General features: G+C 64.6%; 23 protein-coding genes. 11 read left to right on the forward strand and 12 right to left on the reverse strand.

Annotation, left to right across the window (positions count from 1 at the left end):
* Nucleotides 1–110 precede the first annotated feature (110 nt).
* Nucleotides 111–1,412, forward strand: coding sequence for a TIGR00341 family protein (locus A6E15_RS00215; RefSeq protein WP_076142849.1), 1,302 nt, complete (start codon nucleotides 111–113; stop codon nucleotides 1,410–1,412).
* 129 nt (nucleotides 1,413–1,541) lie between these two features.
* Here the strand turns inward: A6E15_RS00215 and A6E15_RS20680 are convergent, their stop codons facing one another.
* Together A6E15_RS20680 and A6E15_RS00225 are read right to left on the reverse strand one after the other, a co-directional pair.
* Nucleotides 1,542–1,685: a hypothetical protein gene (locus A6E15_RS20680; protein WP_175607180.1), complete on the reverse strand. Its 144-nt coding sequence runs from the start codon at nucleotides 1,683–1,685 to the stop codon at nucleotides 1,542–1,544.
* A gap of 64 nt (nucleotides 1,686–1,749) precedes the next feature.
* Entirely contained in the window at nucleotides 1,750–2,736 is a 987-nt protein-coding gene (locus A6E15_RS00225) for an NOG1 family protein (RefSeq protein WP_076142850.1), read from the reverse strand.
* 82 nt (nucleotides 2,737–2,818) lie between these two features.
* On the opposite strand from A6E15_RS00225, the gene A6E15_RS00230 reads away from it, so the two are divergent.
* Entirely contained in the window at nucleotides 2,819–3,190 is a 372-nt protein-coding gene (locus tag A6E15_RS00230; RefSeq protein ID WP_076142851.1) for a DUF5518 domain-containing protein, read from the forward strand.
* A 21-nt stretch (nucleotides 3,191–3,211) separates the two neighbouring features.
* On the opposite strand, the gene A6E15_RS00235 is transcribed toward A6E15_RS00230, so the two are convergent.
* The 4 genes from A6E15_RS00235 to pdxT form a co-directional block, all read right to left on the reverse strand.
* Nucleotides 3,212–3,565, reverse strand: a complete 354-nt coding sequence (locus A6E15_RS00235; RefSeq protein ID WP_076142852.1) for a four-helix bundle copper-binding protein — start codon at nucleotides 3,563–3,565, stop codon at nucleotides 3,212–3,214.
* Nucleotides 3,566–3,690: 125 nt separating this feature from the next.
* Entirely contained in the window at nucleotides 3,691–3,975 is a 285-nt protein-coding gene (hisE, locus tag A6E15_RS00240; protein WP_076142853.1) for a phosphoribosyl-ATP diphosphatase, read from the reverse strand.
* Nucleotides 3,976–4,443, reverse strand: a complete 468-nt coding sequence (locus A6E15_RS00245) for a bifunctional nuclease family protein (protein ID WP_076142854.1) — start codon at nucleotides 4,441–4,443, stop codon at nucleotides 3,976–3,978.
* A 115-nt stretch (nucleotides 4,444–4,558) separates the two neighbouring features.
* On the reverse strand, nucleotides 4,559–5,176 hold the full coding sequence (gene pdxT, locus A6E15_RS00250; RefSeq protein WP_076142855.1) for a pyridoxal 5'-phosphate synthase glutaminase subunit PdxT: 618 nt from the start codon (nucleotides 5,174–5,176) through the stop codon (nucleotides 4,559–4,561).
* Nucleotides 5,177–5,302: 126 nt separating this feature from the next.
* Here pdxT and A6E15_RS00255 point away from each other — a divergent pair, with 126 nt between their 5' ends.
* Complete coding sequence (locus A6E15_RS00255) at nucleotides 5,303–5,518, forward strand: DUF4177 domain-containing protein (protein ID WP_076142856.1); 216 nt, start codon at nucleotides 5,303–5,305, stop codon at nucleotides 5,516–5,518.
* A gap of 6 nt (nucleotides 5,519–5,524) precedes the next feature.
* Nucleotides 5,525–6,595: a hypothetical protein gene (locus A6E15_RS00260; protein ID WP_076142857.1), complete on the forward strand. Its 1,071-nt coding sequence runs from the start codon at nucleotides 5,525–5,527 to the stop codon at nucleotides 6,593–6,595.
* A 114-nt stretch (nucleotides 6,596–6,709) separates the two neighbouring features.
* On the opposite strand, the gene A6E15_RS00265 is transcribed toward A6E15_RS00260, so the two are convergent.
* The 3 genes from A6E15_RS00265 to A6E15_RS20685 form a co-directional block, all read right to left on the reverse strand.
* Nucleotides 6,710–6,871: a preprotein translocase subunit Sec61beta gene (locus A6E15_RS00265; RefSeq protein WP_076142858.1), complete on the reverse strand. Its 162-nt coding sequence runs from the start codon at nucleotides 6,869–6,871 to the stop codon at nucleotides 6,710–6,712.
* A 137-nt stretch (nucleotides 6,872–7,008) separates the two neighbouring features.
* Nucleotides 7,009–8,688, reverse strand: a complete 1,680-nt coding sequence (locus tag A6E15_RS00270) for a glycosyltransferase family 2 protein (protein WP_084177315.1) — start codon at nucleotides 8,686–8,688, stop codon at nucleotides 7,009–7,011.
* Nucleotides 8,689–8,703: 15 nt separating this feature from the next.
* Nucleotides 8,704–9,027: a hypothetical protein gene (locus A6E15_RS20685; protein ID WP_175607181.1), complete on the reverse strand. Its 324-nt coding sequence runs from the start codon at nucleotides 9,025–9,027 to the stop codon at nucleotides 8,704–8,706.
* 560 nt (nucleotides 9,028–9,587) lie between these two features.
* Here A6E15_RS20685 and A6E15_RS00280 point away from each other — a divergent pair.
* From A6E15_RS00280 to A6E15_RS00300, 5 genes are all read left to right on the forward strand, one after another.
* Nucleotides 9,588–10,784, forward strand: coding sequence for a glycoside hydrolase family 26 protein (locus A6E15_RS00280; protein ID WP_175607182.1), 1,197 nt, complete (start codon nucleotides 9,588–9,590; stop codon nucleotides 10,782–10,784).
* Nucleotides 10,781–11,530: a glycosyltransferase family 2 protein gene (locus A6E15_RS00285; protein ID WP_076142862.1), complete on the forward strand. Its 750-nt coding sequence runs from the start codon at nucleotides 10,781–10,783 to the stop codon at nucleotides 11,528–11,530. The genes A6E15_RS00280 and A6E15_RS00285 overlap by 4 nt, the downstream gene beginning before the upstream one ends.
* Nucleotides 11,531–11,845: 315 nt before the next feature.
* Nucleotides 11,846–12,895: a glycosyltransferase family 2 protein gene (locus A6E15_RS00290; RefSeq protein ID WP_076142863.1), complete on the forward strand. Its 1,050-nt coding sequence runs from the start codon at nucleotides 11,846–11,848 to the stop codon at nucleotides 12,893–12,895.
* A complete protein-coding gene (locus A6E15_RS00295) occupies nucleotides 12,892–14,697 on the forward strand; it encodes an ABC transporter ATP-binding protein (RefSeq protein WP_076142864.1) in 1,806 nt (601 codons plus the stop codon). The genes A6E15_RS00290 and A6E15_RS00295 overlap by 4 nt, the downstream gene beginning before the upstream one ends.
* Nucleotides 14,698–14,786: 89 nt before the next feature.
* Nucleotides 14,787–15,056: a thioredoxin family protein gene (locus A6E15_RS00300; RefSeq protein ID WP_076142865.1), complete on the forward strand. Its 270-nt coding sequence runs from the start codon at nucleotides 14,787–14,789 to the stop codon at nucleotides 15,054–15,056.
* A 119-nt stretch (nucleotides 15,057–15,175) separates the two neighbouring features.
* On the opposite strand, the gene npdG is transcribed toward A6E15_RS00300, so the two are convergent.
* Both npdG and A6E15_RS00310 read right to left on the reverse strand, forming a co-directional pair.
* Nucleotides 15,176–15,844: an NADPH-dependent F420 reductase gene (npdG, locus tag A6E15_RS00305; RefSeq protein ID WP_076142866.1), complete on the reverse strand. Its 669-nt coding sequence runs from the start codon at nucleotides 15,842–15,844 to the stop codon at nucleotides 15,176–15,178.
* Between the two features lie 101 nt (nucleotides 15,845–15,945).
* Entirely contained in the window at nucleotides 15,946–16,203 is a 258-nt protein-coding gene (locus A6E15_RS00310; protein ID WP_076142867.1) for a hypothetical protein, read from the reverse strand.
* A 98-nt stretch (nucleotides 16,204–16,301) separates the two neighbouring features.
* On the opposite strand from A6E15_RS00310, the gene A6E15_RS00315 reads away from it, so the two are divergent.
* Together A6E15_RS00315 and A6E15_RS00320 are read left to right on the forward strand one after the other, a co-directional pair.
* Nucleotides 16,302–17,132 (forward strand): glycerophosphodiester phosphodiesterase, encoded by an 831-nt coding sequence (locus tag A6E15_RS00315; RefSeq protein WP_076142868.1) that lies wholly within the window; start codon nucleotides 16,302–16,304, stop codon nucleotides 17,130–17,132.
* Between the two features lie 204 nt (nucleotides 17,133–17,336).
* Nucleotides 17,337–19,805 (forward strand): cbb3-type cytochrome c oxidase subunit I, encoded by a 2,469-nt coding sequence (locus tag A6E15_RS00320; RefSeq protein ID WP_076142869.1) that lies wholly within the window; start codon nucleotides 17,337–17,339, stop codon nucleotides 19,803–19,805.
* A 56-nt stretch (nucleotides 19,806–19,861) separates the two neighbouring features.
* Here A6E15_RS00320 and A6E15_RS00325 read toward each other — a convergent pair whose 3' ends face one another.
* Nucleotides 19,862–20,191 carry a type II toxin-antitoxin system PemK/MazF family toxin gene (locus A6E15_RS00325; RefSeq protein ID WP_076142870.1) on the reverse strand — a complete coding sequence of 110 codons (330 nt, stop codon included), beginning with the start codon at nucleotides 20,189–20,191 and terminating at the stop codon, nucleotides 19,862–19,864.

The raw sequence follows: 20,191 nt of genomic DNA on the forward strand, positions 1-20,191 counted from the left end.
GTCTTTCGCGGCGATCGCGGCGTCGCTCGACCCCGATCCGACCGACGGAACGGGACAGAACGGGACGGAATGCCCCGGAGTTATGGGCTCGGGGTTCGTCAGGACCTCCCGTGCGGCTCGTACAGTTGACGATCCCGACGGGTAAGCGGGAGACGATCCTCTCGATCCTCGACGAGCGGGAGATCGACTACGTGATGACCGACGAGACCGGCAGTCGGTCGTACACGGGGGTTACGTACTTCCCGCTGCCGGACCCGGCCGTCGAGCCGGTGCTGGACGAGATCCAGGACGCGGGGATCGACGACGACGCCTACACGGTCGTCGTCGACGCGGAGACGGTCGTTTCACGGCGGTTTCAGGCACTGCGTGACGAGTACGAGAACGGCGACGTCGGCTCGGACCGCATCTCCCGACAGGAACTGCAGGCCGAAGCCGACGGTCTGACGCCGAGTTTTCCCGTCTACGTGGTGATGACGGTCATCAGCGCGGTCGTCGCGACCGCCGGGCTCTTGCTCGACTCGCCGGCGGTCGTCGTCGGCTCGATGGTGATCGCGCCCCTGATCGGGCCGGCACTCGGCGCGAGCGTCGGCACGGTGATCGACGACGAGGACATGTTCGTCGAGAGCGTCACCTACCAGTTCATCGGCGTCGTCGTCGCGATCGTGGCCGCGGCGGTCTTCGCGCTGGTCGTGCGGTCGCTGAACATCGTCCCGCCGGATCTCGTCCTCTCGAGCGTCGGTGAGATCTCCGAGCGGCTCGCGCCGGACCTGCTATCGCTGGCGATCGCGCTCGGAGCCGGCGTCGCGGGGGTCGTCAGCATCGCGACGGGAACCGCGGTCGCGCTGGTCGGCGTGATGATCGCGGCGGCGTTGATCCCGCCGGCCGGCGTCGCGGGCATCGCCATCGCGTGGGGCCAGCCGACATCGGCGATCGGTGCGACGGTACTCGTGTTGGTCAATCTGCTGTCGGTCAATCTCGCCGGGCTGGTGACGCTGTGGTACGCCGGCTACCGTCCGGAGAACCTGTTCTCGCTCGGTGAGACCGAACAGCGGCTTCGCAAGCGGATCGCCGGGCTCGTCGTCATCGTCCTCGTCTTCGCCGTCTTTCTCGGCGGCATCACCTACGCCTCCTACGAGTCGGGGAACTTCGAACAGGACGCCCGCGACGAGATCGAGGGGGTCCTCTCGCAGTCCCAGTACGAGGACTATCAACTCCTCGAGTTCGAGGTCGTGATGGACGACGACTACCCGTTCCGCAATCCCGAGCGGGTAATCGTCACGATCGGCGGGCCGCCGGGCGCGTCCGCGCCCGCACTGGCCGACACCCTCTACGAGCGGATCAACGACCACGCCGACGGCTCGGTCGCCGTCGAAGTCAGGTACGTCCAAGTCTCCGAACGGGGCACCGGCTGAACGCGGTCGCCGCTACGTTCGAAACTGCTCGGTTCGATCGCTCGAGCCCGGTCAGCGTCGCAGCCGTTCGAGCAGGGACGGCTCCCCGGACGTGGAGTCGCCGTCGTCGGTCCCGAGCCGTCGCCGGAGTCACGTCCGCGGGCCGCCGATCCGCTCGAGCAGGTAGGTCGGGAAGTAGAGGACGACTGCGCCGAACGAGAGGAAGCCGAGTCCGGCCGCGTACTGTCCCGGCCGGGGAAAGTCGATCCCGACGACGAACATCGGCCCCGCCATCGAGATACCCGCCGCCGTTTGGACCAGTCACCGGAGGCTCGGCCACGTCATCGCCGCATCGACATCAGCCGTCGAACGGCAGTTCGGGTTCGTAGTCGATCGCCGCGACGGCGGCTTCGAGGACCGTCTCGACGTCGTCGCCGGTCTCGACGCTCATCGTGTAGTCGGAGCCGAGATCCTCGAGCGACGCGTTCCAGACCGCTTTCCGGTCGATCTTGTTCGCGACGGTCAGCACGGGGACCGCATCGAACCGGGTCGCGATCGCGTCCCGGAGTTCGAGCTGCGAGTCGATCGGGTAGCCACACTCTCCCGAGGGATCGAGCATGACGAGCATGCAGTCCGCGAGGTGTTCGATGGCGCTGACCGCCTGCGATTCGATCTCGTTGCGCTCTTCCGGCGGGCGGTCGAGCAGCCCCGGCGTGTCGACGATCTGGTAGCGGATGTGGTCCCGTTCGAAGTGACCCACGCCGATCCCCTTCGTCGTAAACGGATAGGAGGCGGTCTCGCCGCGGGCGCTGGTGACGCCGTTGACGAACGAGGACTTGCCGACGTTTGGGTAGCCGGCGACGACGATCGTCGGCTCGTCGGGGTTGATCTCGGGCAGGTCCCGCAGGTCGTTGCGCGACTCGTTGATGTAGAGCAGGTGGTCCTCGACCTGCTCGACGATGTCGGCCAGCCGGGCGAAGGCCTGTTTCCGGTGCTTGCGCGCGGTGTCGACGTCGGTCTTGCGCAGCCGGGGCTGGTACTCCTCGTGGATCTCGCGGGCCTTCCGGCTGGCCCACATGACCTCCGACAGCGCCTGCCGGAGTCGGTCGACGTCGACGATCGCGTCCGCCAGCTCGTAGTAGAACGGGTGGGCGTCGTACTCGAAGTCCGGCCACGCCGTCACCACGTTCTCTAAGTTGTCCGAGATGATGTTCGCCGCCGTCTGGAGCATCGACTGCTGGGCCTCGAGGCCGCCCTTGGCCTTGCCGGCCCGCGCCGCCCGCGAGAACGCCTTGTCGATCAACTCTTCCGACGTGGGCGTCGTCGGAAGGTCTTCGAAAATCATGGGAAGCGGTAGGAGCCGCGACCATAAAAGGGCGTCCGTTGGCCGCCGTCAGCTTATCCCTGCTGCCCGCCTACAGGGAGCTATGACTGATTGGCGCGCGGTGTTCGTCGGATTCGTCGTCGCGACGGTGGTGGGAATCGTCGGCCTCGTGGTGCCGGGGGTCGGTCAGATCGCCGCGGGGCTGGCCGGCGGGTTCGTCGCGGGCTACATGGCCGGCGGCGGACTCGGAAGCGGCTTCTGGCACGGCCTGCTGGCCGGCGCGCTGGGCGGGATCATCGGCGGCCTGTTGATCGGCGTCGCCGTCGGCTTCGCCGGGCTGGCGCTCGGCCCCGTCGGCGGCGCGATCTCGGGGGCCGCCGGGGTCGGAATCTTCGCGATCGCCGTCGCCGTCTCGCTCGTGATGGCCATCGAGAGCGCGATCGCCGGCGTCGTCGGGGCCGCGGTCCGTAACTGAAAAGACAGCCTCGAGTCCCCGTCAGGCCGCGGCCATCTCCCGGCAGCTCTCGGCACACGTCGGCAGGATCTCCGCACAGGCCTGACAGTGGTCGTGGTCGTGTCGCTCGCACTCTGCGGCACACTCCTCGCAGAGGTCCGCACAGATCTCGCCTAACTCCCGGTGGTAGCCGGAGTTGCGGGCCATAAAGCGTGCGTGCAGCGAGGCGATGTCGGCCACGTCCCGGCAGAGCCGGATGCAGCGGGCCATGGCCTCGCCCTCGTCCGCACAGGCGTCGGCACACCACTCACAGACCTGCGCGGCCTCGAGGCAGTTGTCGATACACGCCTGCATCTGGTCGTCCGAGTGCGCGTTTTGGAGTTGTTGAAGCGCCATCACTGGGACGGACGGCACGCAGGCCGATGAAGCCGCGTTCGGCGATTGCAAGCAGTCGGTCACTGACGACGGAGTCGACACCGGTCCCATCGCCGGGTATCGCGGCCACCCTGGCGACTGAGCGGTTAGCGACGCGCCTCGAGTTCCGCCTCGAGATCCGACAGCTCCATGTCGTTCATCGCCAGCAGCACCAGCAGGTGATAGACGATGTCGGCGCTCTCGTGGGCGATCTCCTCGCGGTCGTCGTCTTTGGCTGCGAGGACGAGTTCGGTCGTCTCCTCGCCGAGTTTCTCCAGCACCGCGTTCTCGCCCTTCTCGTGGGTGAACAACGAGGCGGTGTAGGAGTCCTCGGGCAACGTTTCCTTGCGGTCCTCGATCACGGCGAACAGTTCCTCGAGCGTCTCCTCCATCTATATCTCACCCGACACGTTGCGAATGTCTTCGAGGTCGGCGAACTTCTCCCTGTCGTCTCGGCTGTCCGCGAAGACGCCCTCGGTGATCTCGATCCCGGCGTTGGTCCGGGCGGCAAGCGCCAGCGAATCGCTCGGGCGGGCGTCGACGACCGTCTCGCCCCGCGGCGTCTCGAGGTAGAGGTCGGCGATGTAGGTCCCGCCCCGCCCGCTCTCGCGCTGTTCGATCTCGGTGACGACGACGCGGTCGATCCGACTGCCCAGTTCCTCCATGACGTCCAACAGGAGGTCGTGGGTCAGCGGCCGCCCGATGTCCTCGGCCTCGAGGCCGCGGGCGATGCTGGTCGCCTCGCTGAACCCGATGAAGATCGGAACGACGTCGTCTTCGCCCTCGACGGCGAGGACGACGACCGGGACCGGTCCCTCGGGGGTCCCCGCGACCCGAACCGCGTCGATGGATGCCTGCATACCCGTACCCTCGGGCAGGAGGGAGAAAACAGGTCCGGTCGCGAATGCATGCACGCGGGACCGTCGCGGCGATCGAAATAGAGCGGCCGGGACGGGAGCGCCCGGGGGCAGGCGGCTATCGCGACTCTTCGAGTCCCGGCACCCTTGCGGCCTCGTTCTCGAAGAACGCGAGGCTGTGAATCCGACTGTCGGGGGTCAGTTCCGGATGGAACGAGGTACCGACGACCGGGCCCTGTCTGACGGCGACCGGCCGGTCGTCCCACGCGGCCAGCACCTCGGCGTCGCCGACCGAGTCGATGGCCGGCGCGCGGATGAACACCGCCGGGTAGGGCTCGTCGAGACCGTCGACTTCGAGGGGCGCTTCGAAGCTGTCCTTCTGGCGGCCGAAGGCGTTGCGCTCGACGCTCACGTCGAGCAGGCCGAGCTGGTCGACACGATCGTCGTTGGGGTCGCTCGAGGCGACGATCAGGCCAGCACAGGTCGCCAGCAGGGGTTTGCCGGCGGCGACGTGGGCCCGAATTTCGGGGGCGATCTCCTCGTCGCGGACCAGCCGCGATATCGTGGTCGATTCGCCGCCGGGCATCGCCAGCAGGTCGCAGTCGGGGATCAGCCCCGATTCGCGGATCTCGCGGACCGTGACCTCGCGGTCGCGGGCCGCGGCGGCGCGTTCGATGGCGGCCGCGTGTTCCTCGACGTCGCCCTGGACCGCGACGACGCCCGCAGTCAGTGACATGGCCGCGGCTACGGAGGGGGGCGTCAAAAACGTCGCGCCACCGACTCGGCCGCGGCGTCCGATTCGACCGATCGTGACATGTCTGCCACATCCTTACTGCCCTCGGACGCGTCTGACGAACCGGAGATGAGCCGATCCGACGCGTGCCGATGGGAGTACAGGACGCTCAGGCCGCCCCGCGGCGAAACGAAAAAGGAGGCCGAGGACCCGCAAGCGGCGCTGAACGAGTACGGCGCTGACGGCTGGGAACTCGTCGAGACGATCGACTACACGGGTGGCGGGACCAAGTATCTGGTATTCAAACGCCCCGCCGAGACGAATGCCGGTGCCGATGACGGGTGAATCGCCATGACCGGCACCGATGACGCCGAGAACGGAATGGCCGGCGTCTCCGACGTCGAGACGGCCGGTGACTCCGACATCGGGACGGCGAACACGATGCGCGAACGCGCCGGCGAAAGTCGGCTCAAACTCTGGCTCCTGCTCGGTGCTTCCCGGCTGCAGGTGACCGCCATCCTGGCGCTCGGCGTGTTCGTCTCGTTCGTGGCGTTCGTCACTCTCACGCCGTCGCCCCTGTACCCACAGCTGCAGACCGGCGACACCATCGAAACGATGTTCTCGACGATGATCGGGGCGATCATCACCGGCACCACGCTCGTCGTCACCATCGGCCAGCTGGTCCTCTCCCAGGAGAACGGTCCGCTCGGCGACCAGCGCGACCGGATGGAGAACGCGATGGACTTCCGCGATTTCACCGAGGAACTTATCGGGTCGCCCAGTCCGGCGGATCCGTCGGAGTTCCTCCGCCAACTCGTCTTCGTGGCCGAACTGCGGGCGAAGGCGCTTCGCGACCGTGTCGCCGACAACGACGACGACCGACTCCGCGCGGAGGTCGACGAGTTCACCGACAGCCTCGTGGGCAACGCCGAACTGGTCATCGATCAGCTCGAGGACGCGACGTTCGGGAGCTTCGACGTCCTGTTCGCCGCGCTGAACTTCAACTACGGTTGGAAGATATTTCAGGTCGAACGGATCGCAAACGAGTTCGAAGACAGTCTGAGCGACGAAGAACTGTCCGATCTGGACGATCTGAAGACATCGCTCAGCCTGTTCGGACCGGCGCGAGAACACGTCAAGACGCTGTACTTCGAGTGGGAACTCGTCACGCTCTCACAGATGATCCTCTACGCGGCGGTTCCGGCGCTGGTCATCGCCGGCGTCATGCTCACGGTCGTCGACGCGGGCACGTTCCCCGGGCGAACGCTCGGCGTGGCGAACGTCACGTGGGCGATCGGCGCGGCCTTTACGGCGACGCTCGTCCCGTTTCTGCTGTTTGCGGCCTACGTCATCCGAATCGTGACGGTCGCCAAGCGAACGCTCGCTATCGAACCGCTGATCCTCCGCGACTCCCAGCGGTAGCGATGATTTGGGCTCCCGGTCCCCGTTTGGCCGCCGCGACCGATCGTTTCCCGTCCACGAGGGATTCCGACGGTACCGTGGCTACTCGAGGCGACGGCGAAAGAACGGGGGGCGTTACGAGACGAACGTCAGCAACTGGACCACGACGCCCAGCATGACGCCGAAAGCGATGACCGTCTTCGGGTCGATTCGGATGGCGTTCGAGTCCTCGGAGTCGAAGTACCGGACCAGTCCGGCACTGGACATCAGCCCGCCGGTGTTCTGTCCTTTGTCCATACCGGTCCCTACGTCCCCCCGGAACTAAACCTTTCGAACGGTCAGCGTGACGCCGTTGCCCTCACTCGAGAGGGCCCAGCCCGAAACCCTGCGACGAGGACTTCCCCTCGGGCTCGGTCCGCCGGAACCATCAGTAATCACTCGGTATCGAGTATCGTCGTGTTGAGCGTTCCTTGCCGACGGACCGAACCCCACGTCCGTTCGCTTCGAAAGACCAGTACCCCGAGGAGGCTGAGCACCAGCACGCACTCCCGGAACTGTTTATAGCCGATAACGTATAAGGGTGCGTACAGGACGATCCACGGCGAGTCGTGGTCCATTCGGACCACCAGTAGGGAGTAGACGAAGGCGACGATGAACCCAAGAACGAGGATCACGAGAGCCGTCTCGTAGGGACGGGTGATCAGTGCGGCGACCACGACTGCGTAGATCGGAGTGAGAACGAGAGGAGCGAGAAACACCCGAAACAGGCTAAAGGGGTAGGAAACCCTGTGAAGGTTCCCCGATGTGCCGTCGATGAGTACGTCACAGTGCTTCAGGATAGTCTCGGCACTGCCGGTAAACCAGCGCCGGCGCTGCGTGTAGAGATCCCGGAGCGTGAACGGTGCCTCTGTCCAGACCGTCGCGTCGCTTTGTCGCACCGTCCAGCCGTCTTTGAGTATCTTGAGCGTCACGTCGAAGTCCTCCGTGATCGTGTCCGGGTCGTATCCGTCGACCCGCTCGAGCGCTTCGCGACGGAACCCGCTGAGACACCCGGGAACGACAGGAACGGCACCGAACCACGAGAACGCCCGCCGGTAGGTGTTGATACCGACGAGGTATTCGAGCGCTTGCAATCGAGTGAGGTGTCGGGTTCGGTTCCCCACCTTCACGTTCCCCGCGACCGCGCCGACGTTCGAATCACGCTGAAACGCGCCGACCACGTTCAGTAACGCGTCGGAGGCGAGACAGCCGTCGGCGTCTACACAGACGACGATATCCCCGGACGAGCAGAACAGTCCGTAGTTCAATGCGGAGTACTTGCCGCCGTTTTCTTTGTGATATACTTCGACGCCGAAATCCCGGTACTGGGACGCGGTCGCATAGGTATCGTCGGTACTCCCGTCGTCGACGACGACGATTTCCAACAGGTCGTTCGGATAGGTTGTCTCCAGAACGCTCTCGATACACTGGCCGATACACGTTTCTTCGTTGTACGCCGGGATGATGACGCTGACGCTCGGATAGGGAGACTCGGCTGCCGCCGCATCCGCGGTTCTCCGGCTCTGGACGGCCGCCATCGGGACGACGAACCACAGGAACAACGCGAACAGGAGGAAGCCGAAGAAAAACGCCATTTTGAACACGGAGCCGTTCGCCAGAACGAGCGCGCTGCCGAGTACGCCAACGCCTGCGGCGATCCATCCAAGTGCCCACCAGGACACGCGTCGGCGATCGAACAGCAACGTGTACGCGCGACCGCCGCGCAGGCTAGCGAGAAACTGCACGCTCGCGACAGCTATGAGGACTGTCGCGCCCGCCGACCGAGCCGATACCGCCCGTTCGGTCAGCAGCCATACGAGTCCGAGACAGGCCAACGGTGCCGATACGAGCAGCCAGCCTGGAATCGCCGGCCCGAAACCGGACGTCTCCCCGCCGCTTGACCGAGCGGTCGAGAGCAGGACGATCACCGCGTATCCAACCGTGAACGCCGCGGGGACGGCGACCAGCCACCAACTGACGAGTTCGGACCATAGGGCCAACAGAAGCACCAACAGCGCCGTGATAACCGGCACGTCGATGGGGTTTTCCTCGGACACATCGGGTGTTGCAGTCATGACCGGTGACCTCGTTCAAGCGCACGACTCCGGCGGGACATCGAACACTTCTCCACAGCCGTCACACTGAAAGAGAACCCCGACGGTCGTCACCGGAGTCTCGCCTTCGGTCTGACTACAGTGTGGACATTCCTGGCCGCTGTCGGTCTCGAACGTCGATTTGAGACCGATGTGACCACAGCGTGCGTGTTCGCAAACGGGTTTCGGGACGACCATTTCGAGTTCGCACTCGGAGCAGACCCACGGAAACTCCACTTGCGTCTCGCGATCGACTGTCTCTTCATCCGATCCCCCATCCGCCGGCGAGCCGAGGAAACCCGGTTTCTGCGTGGATACCATATGACGGATGTGACACAATAGATAGATAGTTAATTTTCAACAACGCTGGGGGAGTGGCTGGTTACACGATTCCGAGTAGTTGTACGTGGATCTTTTTTTTTCGAGCCCTCGGCCGATTCGGGACGCTCTTTCGGGACCGCTTTTCCACGTCTAAGGATATCGCTCGGTTCCCGAACTGAGCGGCCCCACGCTGGGTGAATTGGTATAGGTAATGGCCGAGGACATTCAAAAACGGCCGGTCCTCCGATCGGTCTCCGTATCTGATCGGTACACTCTGGTTCGGATGCGCGTACTCTCTTCTTTGGTCTGTATTCTACCTTTCTCGCCGTTTCGCTCCGATATACGAGACACCGATATTATCTTCGAACGCTACATGTACTGCACTGAAAGCCGATGCATCTGGACGAAACGCACACACATCGGCCGTTTCGGACCCGAGTGCGGCGCTCGCTAGCGCCTCTATTACTATACGGTCGGGGACTGCCCCGAGGTACATGAATCGCCGCCGCGCCGTCACGGCACTCGCTTCGGGTATCGGGGTCGCTGTTGGAGGTACTACGTTGTATTGGGACTGGACCGCTGATGACTCGCAAACGGAGAAGTCGACCCCGGAACCGGTGACACGGACCGGTTCCTTCCTGCACGGCGTGACGCCGTCCCGGGTCACGCGAGAGCGACTGACGCTGTTTGAGGAGTGGGCGGATTCCTCGCCCGCGGTAGTCAACGTGTTCGCTAATCTCGGCTGGTCCGACGCGAAGATCGAAGACCTGTTCGAGATTAGGCTCACCCGCATTTGGGAACACGGCCACGTCCCGATGCTTATCCTGCAACCGTTTTTCGGTATCGCGAACCATCCAGACACGGAGGAAGACTTCGACGAGGGAGACCAGTCCGAATCGACCGACAACCGCGACGAGGCGACGTCACCACTGGTCGCTCGGGATATCGCTGACGGTGAGTACGACGACGTGCTCTCGAGGTGGACAGCGGCCCTCGACGACTGGCTTCACCCCGGTGACGGATCTGCCGAGCGACGGCTCTATCTCAACTTCGCACCCGAGATGAACGGCGACTGGGTTCCTTGGAGCGGCGCGACCGGGGATTCGACGCCCGCGGACTTCGTCGATATGTGGGAGCGGACCTACGAGGAAGTGACGGACGGAGACATCAGCGATCACCACCTGCAGTGGATTTGGGCGCCCGACAACGTCGGCACACCGAGCGCGGGATACTCCATCTCGGAGTACTACCCGGGCGACAACTACGTCGACTGGATTGGGATGCACGGCTACAACTGGTACGAATGGGGTGGCTGGGTATCGCCGCGTGATCTCTACGACCACGTCATCGACCGACTCCAGTCGGTCACGGACAAACCAATCGCGTTTTCGGAGTACGGGACGTCTTCGCAGGTCGCCGATGAACACCGTCCGGAGCGGAAAGGCGAGTGGATCGACACCGTCCTCGAATATCTTGCCGACTCGGACGTACAGTTGGCCTGTTGGTTCAACGTCGACAAAGAGACAGACTGGGCGGTTCTCGACGGCGGTCGCGGGACGGGGACCTGGGAACACGAGGGCGAGACCTATAACACCTATCCGGAGTATCGGACCGGCATCCGTAAACACCGCGCGCTTCCGGCGCATCCGGACCACCCTCGCCGACTGACCGACGAGGAGTTCCGAGGGGTGTTCGACTCCGAGGCTGGAACAGCGGACACGACCGCGAGCGACGCCGGCCGACCATCGGACTCATGACCGAACTGAGCGTTATCGTCCCGACACGGGACGCAACCGGCGATATCGATGCTCGGTCGTCTCTCGATCCCGATCCGGATATCGACTACGAGGTCATCGTCCGGGACGACCCGATCGTGACCTCGGCGCGAAACGAGGGGATCAAGCGGGCAAGCGCCGAGAAACTCGTTTTCCTCGATGACGACTCCAGACCGTGCGATGGCTACTTGTCGCGCGTCCGTGACGTACTCGAGCGCGAGGCGGCTGTCGCGGGTAAGACCGTCCATCCGGGCGACGATGTCTTCGCCAAGCGACTCACCGATCACTACGACTTCGGTGAGACGAGCAGATACGTCACGCGGTTCTGGGGGTGTAACATGGCCGTTCGAAAGGAGGTGTTCGACCATGTCGGGCTCTGGGACGAACGGATCTCGTGGGGGCACGAGGAGAAAGAGCTCGCCGAGCGGGTCCTCGCGAAGTATCCGATCTACTACGACCCGGAGTTGGTCGTCTATCATTCCTACGCCGAGTCGTTGCGTGACTATTGGCGGAAGCAGTATCGATTGGAAACGCAGACGCCGTACTACTGGGACAAGCGAGGGGTTTCGGAGTCACAGCAGTGGTTCAAGATCGCGCAGTTCTCGCTCGATCCCACGAACTACGTCGGAGTGTCACCCGCACACGCGGCGGCTCGGTTTGGCGGGACCCTCGGAGCGACGCTGGGTCGAATCCGGGGAATGGTTGCGAAGTCAGTCTCCCGCGAGTAACGGCACAGGGACCCGGCCGCAGCGTCGTGACAAACGCCCGTTAGCAGTGCTGTACCGCTCGGAAACGGTGCCGGGGACCGGCGCGTTTCGAGTGACGATCGCCGGTCCGTGGTGTTCGGAGCCGATACCTGCGGATAGCCTCATCTTTACTTCCGTGACGCCGCGACCGTCCGGCCCGGCGTCCGGCTGCCACCACAGGGTGGGTCCGTCGACGGGTCGTCGCTTGTTACTCCTCGTCCGCCGTCGGCGATTTGTTCGCGCCTTACTCGACAACAAAGCGAATAACAAAACGTCGGTTCGGACATGTGGCCTCCAATGAGTCAGCCGGAACGCGACCAGCCGCTGGTTAGTATCGTTATCCCGACGTACGAACGGCCGGATCTTCTCGGCGACGCGGTCGAAAGCGTCTCCAAGCAAACGTACGACCCCATCGAGCTCGTGATCGTCGACGACGGTTCGACGACCCACCCCGAGACGGCACTCGACGGCGCCTCGCATTCCCGCATCGGCTCCGTTCGAGTCTGTTGCCACGACACGAACTTGGGCGCAAACGTCGCCCGAAAGACCGGCATTTCGGCATCGAGCGGCGAGTACGTCGCGTTCCTCGACGACGACGACTACTGGCAACCGAGGAAGATCGAACGACAAGTCCGCGCGCTCGAGCGGACGGCCGCCGATGTCGGCGTGGCGTTTACCGGGCAACACTGGATCGACGATACGGGGACCGTAACGGACGTCGTCCGCCCCGAAACCGAGGGTGACTTCATGACGAATCTCGCTCGAGGCGCTCGTTTCGGTCCGTTCTCGACCGTAATGGTTCGGTCGGAGGTGTTCGAACGCGCCGGCTACCCCGACGATCGATTCCCGTGCTGGCAGGACCGGGAGTGGTACTTCCGGATCGCCGAGCACTACGATTTCGTTTCGATTCCGGAGCCGCTTACGGTACGCCGATTCATCGGGTCGGAACGGATCTCCAACCGGTACGAGGCGAAACGGGACACGGCCTATCCGCTACTGGTCGAGAAACACGGCGACCGGGTCGCGACGCTCGGGCGGCGGGCCGATCGACTATTCCGCGGCGAACTGTCGCGTGGGATCGGCCACGACGCCCTGCTAGCTGGGCGGTACGTCGAGTCGATACGACATCTGTTGCGCTCGCTTCGCTACCGACCGCTGGCGGTTCGGACGTACGCGCACCTCTTCGCTGCGGTCGGTGGCCCGTACACACATCGGTTCGCGCGGACCGCCAAGCGGACGATCAACCGTCTCAGATACCGGTCTTCCGGAAATGAATCGGACACCGATGGCGCGACGGGAGAGCGGCGACCGATCGAGAACCGGCCGCCCACGGAATCCCACAGATGAGCGGCGAGCCCGACGCGCCAGAGGTCTCGATGGGAACGAAGCTCCGCGCTGTCTCCCGAGCGTTCCGGTATCGACCGGGGTTCGCCGTCCTCATCGTTGTCTTCGGTTGCTTCGCGGCCCTGTTCGAGGCGATCGGACTAACGTTTCTGATACCGATCATCGAGATTGCCCAGTCGGACGGCGATCCCGTGGCGGAAGCCGAGGGGATCATGCTCGCGTTCGTCAGGGCGTACGAGTTCCTCGGGGTCCCGTTTACGTTGGAGTTCATCATCGTCGGGGTCACCGTTGTGATTGCCACCCGGTACACGTTGAGTTTCCTCGTCGCGTGGATCCGGGAGATGCTCCGAGCAAACTACGTGGAAACACTGCAGTCTCGCGGGTTTCGCGCCGCGCTTACCGCCCGAACATCGTACTACGATGCGGAGGGTTCCGATGAGATCCTCAACGCGATCGTCACACAGGCGGTGTACGGCGGGAAGACGATCAAACACCTCGTCCGCGTCTTCGAGAAGACGCTCCTCTGTCTGGTCTACTTCGGGATCGCGTGCTATATCGCCCCGGTATTAACGATCGCCGCCGTCGGGACGCTCGGCGGGATTACAGTCCTCGTTCGGCGCGTGTTAGAGCCGGGCTACACCGTCGGCGATCGCGTGACCGCCGCTAACGAACGGATTCAAAGCACCGTTCAGGCCGGCACCCAGGGAAGTAGGGACGTGAAGCTGTTCGGCATCCGCGATGAACTGCTCGAGTTGTTCGACCGGGCGGTCGACACATTCGTCGACGCATCGATCGACCTCCGGCGCAACGAGGCCGCGATCAGGAACTTCTACCAGCTCGCTGCGGCCGTCTCGATCTTCGGCCTGATTTATGGCGCACTTCGGTTCCTCGACCTCTCGTTTGCCACCCTCGGCGTGTTCCTCTTTGCGACGTTTCAGTTGGCGCCCCAGATCGGTGAACTGAACCAGCTCGTGTACCGACTGGAGGGCGACCTCCCCCATCTCGTTCGAACGCACCGTTTCACTGACGACCTCGAGCGGCGGCAGGAACCGACCGGCGGAACGCGGGACTGCCCGGATGCCGTCGATCGGATCGAGTTTCAGGAGGTCTCGTTTTCCTACGGCGACGAGCGGGTGCTATCCGACGTCTCGTTCGAGGTACGAGACGGGGAGTTCGTCGCCCTCGTCGGACCTTCGGGCGCGGGGAAGTCGACGATCGTCTCGCTGCTCGCTCGGTTCTACGAACCCGACGACGGGCGAATTACGGTCGACGGGACGGCGCTTGAGGACGTTCCGATCGACGAATGGCGCGACTCGATCGCTGTCGTCAGACAGGACCCACACATCTTCAACGAGACGCTTCGATTCAACCTTACCATCGGGAACCGCGAGGCGACGGAGGCCGAACTCGATCGCGTCTGCGAGATGGCCCAAGTGACGCCTTTCCTCGAAGAGCTCCCAAACGGATACGAGACGGTCCTCGGGGATGACGGGGTTCGCCTCTCTGGGGGACAGCGACAGCGCGTCGCTCTCGCTCGAGCCCTGCTGGTCGATGCCGACGTGTTGATTCTCGACGAGGCGACGAGCGATCTCGATTCGGAGCTGGAACGTCGGATCCATCGGGCGATCGAATCCGTCGAGGACGAGTACACGATCATCGCCATCGCCCACCGTCTTTCGACCGTGACTAACGCCGATCGGATCCATACGCTCGAGGACGGCGCGATCGTCGAGACCGGCGACCACGATTCGCTGCTGCAACACGACGGAATGTACGCACAGCTGTACGCGATCCAGTCGGACTAACGGGTGTCACCGGCCGTCTCGTCGGTTCCGGCAATCGAACACAGCTGGGAAACCCTTATGCGCGGCGCGTGGCAACTAGAGATGACCGCATGACTGTCACGCTGAAGGATTTCTACGCGGACTGGTGTGGCCCCTGCAAGACCCAGGACCCGATCCTCGAGGAGCTCGAGGACGACTGGGAGGGCCGATTCGAAGTCGAGAAGGTGAACGTCGACGAACAACAGGACGTCGCCAACGAATACCAGGTTCGCTCGCTTCCGACCCTGGTCATCGAGAACGACGACGGTATCGTCGAGCGCTTCGTCGGGGTCACCCAGCGCGACGACATCGAGGACGCCCTCGAGTCGGCCGGCGCGTAGGGACGATCACCGAATTCTCGCGGATTCGACCGTCGATAGTTCCAACTCTCCGTTCGCCTCGAACGAGCAGCGGGTCACACCGAGCCGCCGTCGCTCCTCCCCAGTGCCAGCAGACCGTATCAGACCCACTTGACGCCGACGTCGTGCATGTCCTCGTTGTACTTCGCGATGTTGATGACGAGCGGGGTGACGCTTTCGACCTCCGCGGCGTTGGCCAGTGGCCCGGCCTCGAGCGCGCGCAGCCCGTCGATCTCGTTGGCGACCGTCAGGACGGTCGCTTTGGCGTCGTCGTCGTCGGCGACGACGAGCGTGTCGAGGTCCAACTCGTTGTCGAGGTTCGAGAGGGCGTCGGCCGCGAGGTTGTGGAACGCGCCGACGACCGGCACTTCGTCCGGGGCCCGCTGGGCGACGAGTTCGGTGACACTGCCGGCCTCGGGTGGGTGATAGTGCAGGCCGTCCTCGTCGCCCTGCATCCCGACCGCGGGGGTCACGAGGACCGAGTCGGAATCGAGGCTGTCCGCGACCGCCTCGACGGTGTCGCCGACGTAGTACGGCGGGACGCTGACGATGACGATATCGGCCCGGTCGGCCGCCATCTCGTTGCCGAAGCCCTTCAGATCGGCGTCGGCGTCGCGGGCCTCGAGTTCGTCCTCGTAGTCCGCGACCGCGTCGCGGGCCTTCTCTGGGTCGCGCGAGCCGATGAGGATCTCGTGGCTCGTATCGCGTGCAAAGCGCAGCGCGAGTCCTTCGCCGATGTCGCCCGTGCCGCCGAGTAGTGCGATTCGCATACCCACGTCTCCGGACGGCACCCGAATAAAAGGGCCGGAGCGCGGCCGATCTCGCCGGGTTCTCGGACGGCCTCGGATTCGGCGTGCAGCGACGGGTCCCGCTACGGTGCGTCGTCCTCGGCCGGGTTCATCGCCGATCCCAGCCCGCCGTCGTAGGCGTCGCGCTCTCGCACCTCGCGGATCCGCTGTGCGACCCGGCCCTCGAGGTCCGTCCGCCGGTCCTCGTCGACCTCGGGGTCGGTCGCCAGATTCCGAACGTCCTGCCGGGCGGTCCGCAGGACCGAGACGGCGTCCTCGGTCTCGAGGCCGGCGGCCCGGTCCAGCGCGCGTTCGATATCGGCGAGCGTGGTTTCGGTCATACCGGCGGTTGGCGGTGGACACGCATCAACGGCGGGCCGGGAGCTGCCACGTCGTCCCGTAGCGCAGTTTACATTACACCCCTCGCCCTCGGTCCGATATGGTCCGCCCTGCTGTCATCGCCCACCGCGGCTACGCCGGGATCGCGCCCGAGAACACGATCGCCGCCGCCGAACGCGCCGCCGCCCGCGACGAGACTGCCATGATCGAGATCGACGTCCGGCCGGCCGCCTGCGGCACCCCGGTGGTCGTCCACGACGAGCGCCTCGACGGGACTCGCGACGGCCGCCCGCTGACGGACGCGACCGGACTCGTTCGCGAGACGCCCCTCGAGGACCTGCAAGCGACGAGCGTGTTGGGTACCGACGAGCCGATCCCCTCCCTCGTCGCCCTGCTCGAGGCCGTCCCCGAGTCGATCGGCATCAACGTCGAACTCAAAAGTCCCGGGACTGCCGACCGCCGTGTCGGCGAGGCGTTGCCCCCGGACGAACGCGACCGGCGTCGCCGGACGTGGCGGCCGTTCGTCGAATGCGTCGTCGGCGACTGCGAGGCCTTCGGCGGCGACCTGCTGTTTTCCTCGTTCTGTGAGGGCGCGATCGCAGCGCTGCGCGATGTCGCCGACTACGCCGCCGCGCCGCTGGTCGGCGCGGACCTCGCGGCCGGCCTCGAGATCGCGAGCCGCTACGACTGCGAGGCGATCCATCCGCCGCGAACTGCGATTTCCGACGCCGGATCGAGCGAGTCGACGGCGACCGGGAACGCGGACGACGACGCCGGGGTCGACCTCCTCGAGCGAGCCCACGAGGCGGGGCGGGCGGTCAACGTCTGGACGGTGCGAAACTGGGTCCAGTTCGACCGGCTCGCGGCCGCCGGCGTCGACGGGATCATCGCCGACTACCCGCGGCTGGGAGCGGCCGCCGGCGACCGATAGCGTCGCCGTCCCGCGAACGGCCCTCGAACGGTACAAGTATCGCCTGCAGGCGCACCGGACACTTTGATACGACGAATCGTACTGAGGTAGCGGTATGGTCTCCGTCGCGCCCTCGCCGTTTCGTCGGTTCCGGCACGTCGTGACCGTTTCCGATCACGTCGCCGTCAGTGATCTCGCCCGACGGATCGATCGGGTGGTGAGCAGATGAGCGATTTCCCGCCGCGAACGACGGTCAAGCGGTGGCTGGTCACGACCAATCACAAGGACGTGGGACTGCTCTATCTGGCGACGGCGATTTTCTTCCTCCTGGCCGGCGGGATCCTCGCGTTGCTGTTCCGCGCGCACCTGTGGCAAGCCGGCGGCACCGGTCTCCTGACGAACACCCAGTACAATCAGTCGGTCTCGATCCACGGCCTCCTGATGGTGTTCTGGTTCATCTCACCGCTCGGTTTCGCCTTCGCGAACTATCTGGTTCCCTTACAGATCGGTGCGAACGATCTGGCGTTTCCCAGGCTGAACGCGTTGAGCTACTGGTTTTACCTGTTCTCGGGACTTCTCGTCCTGTTCTCGTTCTTCCAGGGGACGACGTGGGCCAACGGCTGGTATATGTACGCCCCGCTGAACGTCCCGATCTACAACCCCGGCTACACGCTGACGATGGGCGGGAACACGACGATCCTGGCCCTGACGCTGTTCGTCATGTCGACCACCCTCAGCACGGTGAACTTCCTGACGACGATCCACACCTGTCGCGCCGAGGGGCTCGGTCTCTGGAATATGCCGCTTTTCACGTGGGGGACGCTGCTGACCGTCTGGATGATGCTCTTTGCCTTCGCGGCGCTGCTGGCCGCGATGATCCTGCTGTTGACCGACCGGCTCCTGCTGACCCAGTACTTCGGCACCGATCAGGGCTCGAGCCTGCTGTGGGGCCATCTGTTCTGGTTCTTCGGCCATCCGGAGGTGTACATCGTCTTCTTCCCCGCGTTGGGGATCATGTTCGAGACCGTCCAGACGTTTACCGGCCGGCGGTTAGTCGGCCGGAAGTGGGTCATCATCGCGATGGTGCTGGTCGCGGTCCAGTCTTTTCTGGTCTGGATGCATCACATGTTTCTGACGACGATCAACCTCCCGATCAAGACGCTCTTTATGGCCACGACGATCGGGATTTCGCTGCCGTTCGATCTGATGGTGTTCTCGTTGATCTACACCATGGTCAAGGGCCGCGTGCGGTTTACCACGCCGTTTCTCTTCACGATGGGGGCGCTCGTGTTGTTCATCATCGGCGGCATCACGGGCGTGTTCCTCGGCGCGGTCGTGTTGGACTACGAGTTCCGTGGCACCTACTGGGTCGTCGCCCACTTCCACTACGTGATGGTCGCCGGCGTCACGGCACTGATCGGCGGCCTCTACTACTGGTGGCCGAAGATGACCGGGAAGATGTACTCCGAACGACTCGGGAAACTCAGCTTCGCCGTCTACTTCGTCGGCTTCAACCTGCTGTACTTCCCGATGTTCATCGCCTGGGAGACGCCCCGGCGGGTCTTCCACTACGGCGAGGGCGCACAGCTCTACCACCAGCTGGCGACCGTCGGCGCGTTCGTCCTCGGGACGTCGGTCCTGTTGGTTCTCGTCACGCTCGCGAAGAGTCTGGTCTCGGGTCCCGACGCGCCCGATAACCCGTGGGCGTACGCCCGGACCGCCGAATGGGCGACGACCTCGCCCCCGCCGCTCGAGAACTGGCCCGACCGACCCAGCTACGCCTCCGGCACACTCGAGTTCGTCGACGACGCGACGGCGGCCGACGGCGGGGCGGTCGCCCACGAACGAACGGGACAGGCGGACGCGCTCGAGGGGGACCACGAGGACCACGCGAGCATCTGGCCGTTCGGGATCGGCGTCGGGATCTTCGTCACGTTCCTGGGGCTATCCGGGCTGACGCCGTACGTGGCCTCGTTCGCGGCCGCACGCGGTGCGGACTTTCCCGGCTCGGTCGCCGGTTCGGCGAACGTCATCTATCCCGCGATCTCGCTGATCGGCGTCGCGGTCCTCGGCTACTCGCTCTTCGAGTACGGCCGCGAGCGGTTCGACGCCCCCGAGATGGCGATCGCCGAGCGCTGGCCGTTCGAGGACGTCGGAACGACCAAGACCGGCGTCTGGTTCTTCCTCGCCTCGGACGTGGTCGTCTTCGGTGCCGTCATCGGCGCGTATCTGTTCATGCGACTTCACAACGGCTGGGGCAGCTTCGAGACCGTCCCGCCGTCGGCGACGATCGGTCTGGTCAACACCTACGTCCTGCTGACCTCGAGTTTCACGGTCGTGCTGGCGCTGGTGATGGCCGAACGCGGGAACAAACGCGGCCTGCTGGCCTCGATGGGGGCCACGCTCGCGCTCGGACTCCTGTTTCTCGGGATCAAAGGCTACGAGTGGAACTACGAGTTCTCCCACGGGATCTACTGGTTCACCGACCTCGAGTACTCGCTGTATTTCGTGACGACCGGCCTGCACGCCTTCCACGTCATCCTCGGGCTGCTCATCGCGGGGTTCATGATTTATCGGACTCTCTCGGTCGACGCCTACCTCACGGATCACCGGCCGGTGGAGTACTTCGGGCTCTACTGGCACTTCGTCGACATCGTCTGGGTGTTCCTGTTCCCGATCTTCTACCTGCTGTAGGCGGCCGGACCGCTTTCGTCCCTCGTCCACTATCGACCGGCGGCGAACGCTTCGTTTCACCCGAGATAGCGTTTCAGTTCGTCGATGACCCGCTCAATGAACGACTCCGTGACTCGGCCTTGCCACGCGATCAGGTCCTCTCGGCGGGGGGAGTGAACTGCCCACGGGGAGACGAATGACTCGCACGGAACGCCGCCGACCTCCCAGACGTCTGAACGAAGAGGGAGCGAACGATCGTACTGCTTGGTGGAGACGGCGACCGCGAGGAACTGTTCTCCGTCGAACGGATGCGTTTCATTGCTCACTATCAGCCACGGTCGCTGCTTCTCCGTCCCGAGTTTGAACGGGTCGTGACTCCGAACGACGTCACCCCGTTCCGGTTCCAT

It is taken from the genome of Natrinema saccharevitans, assembly GCF_001953745.1.
Classification (GTDB): domain Archaea; phylum Halobacteriota; class Halobacteria; order Halobacteriales; family Natrialbaceae; genus Natrinema; species Natrinema saccharevitans.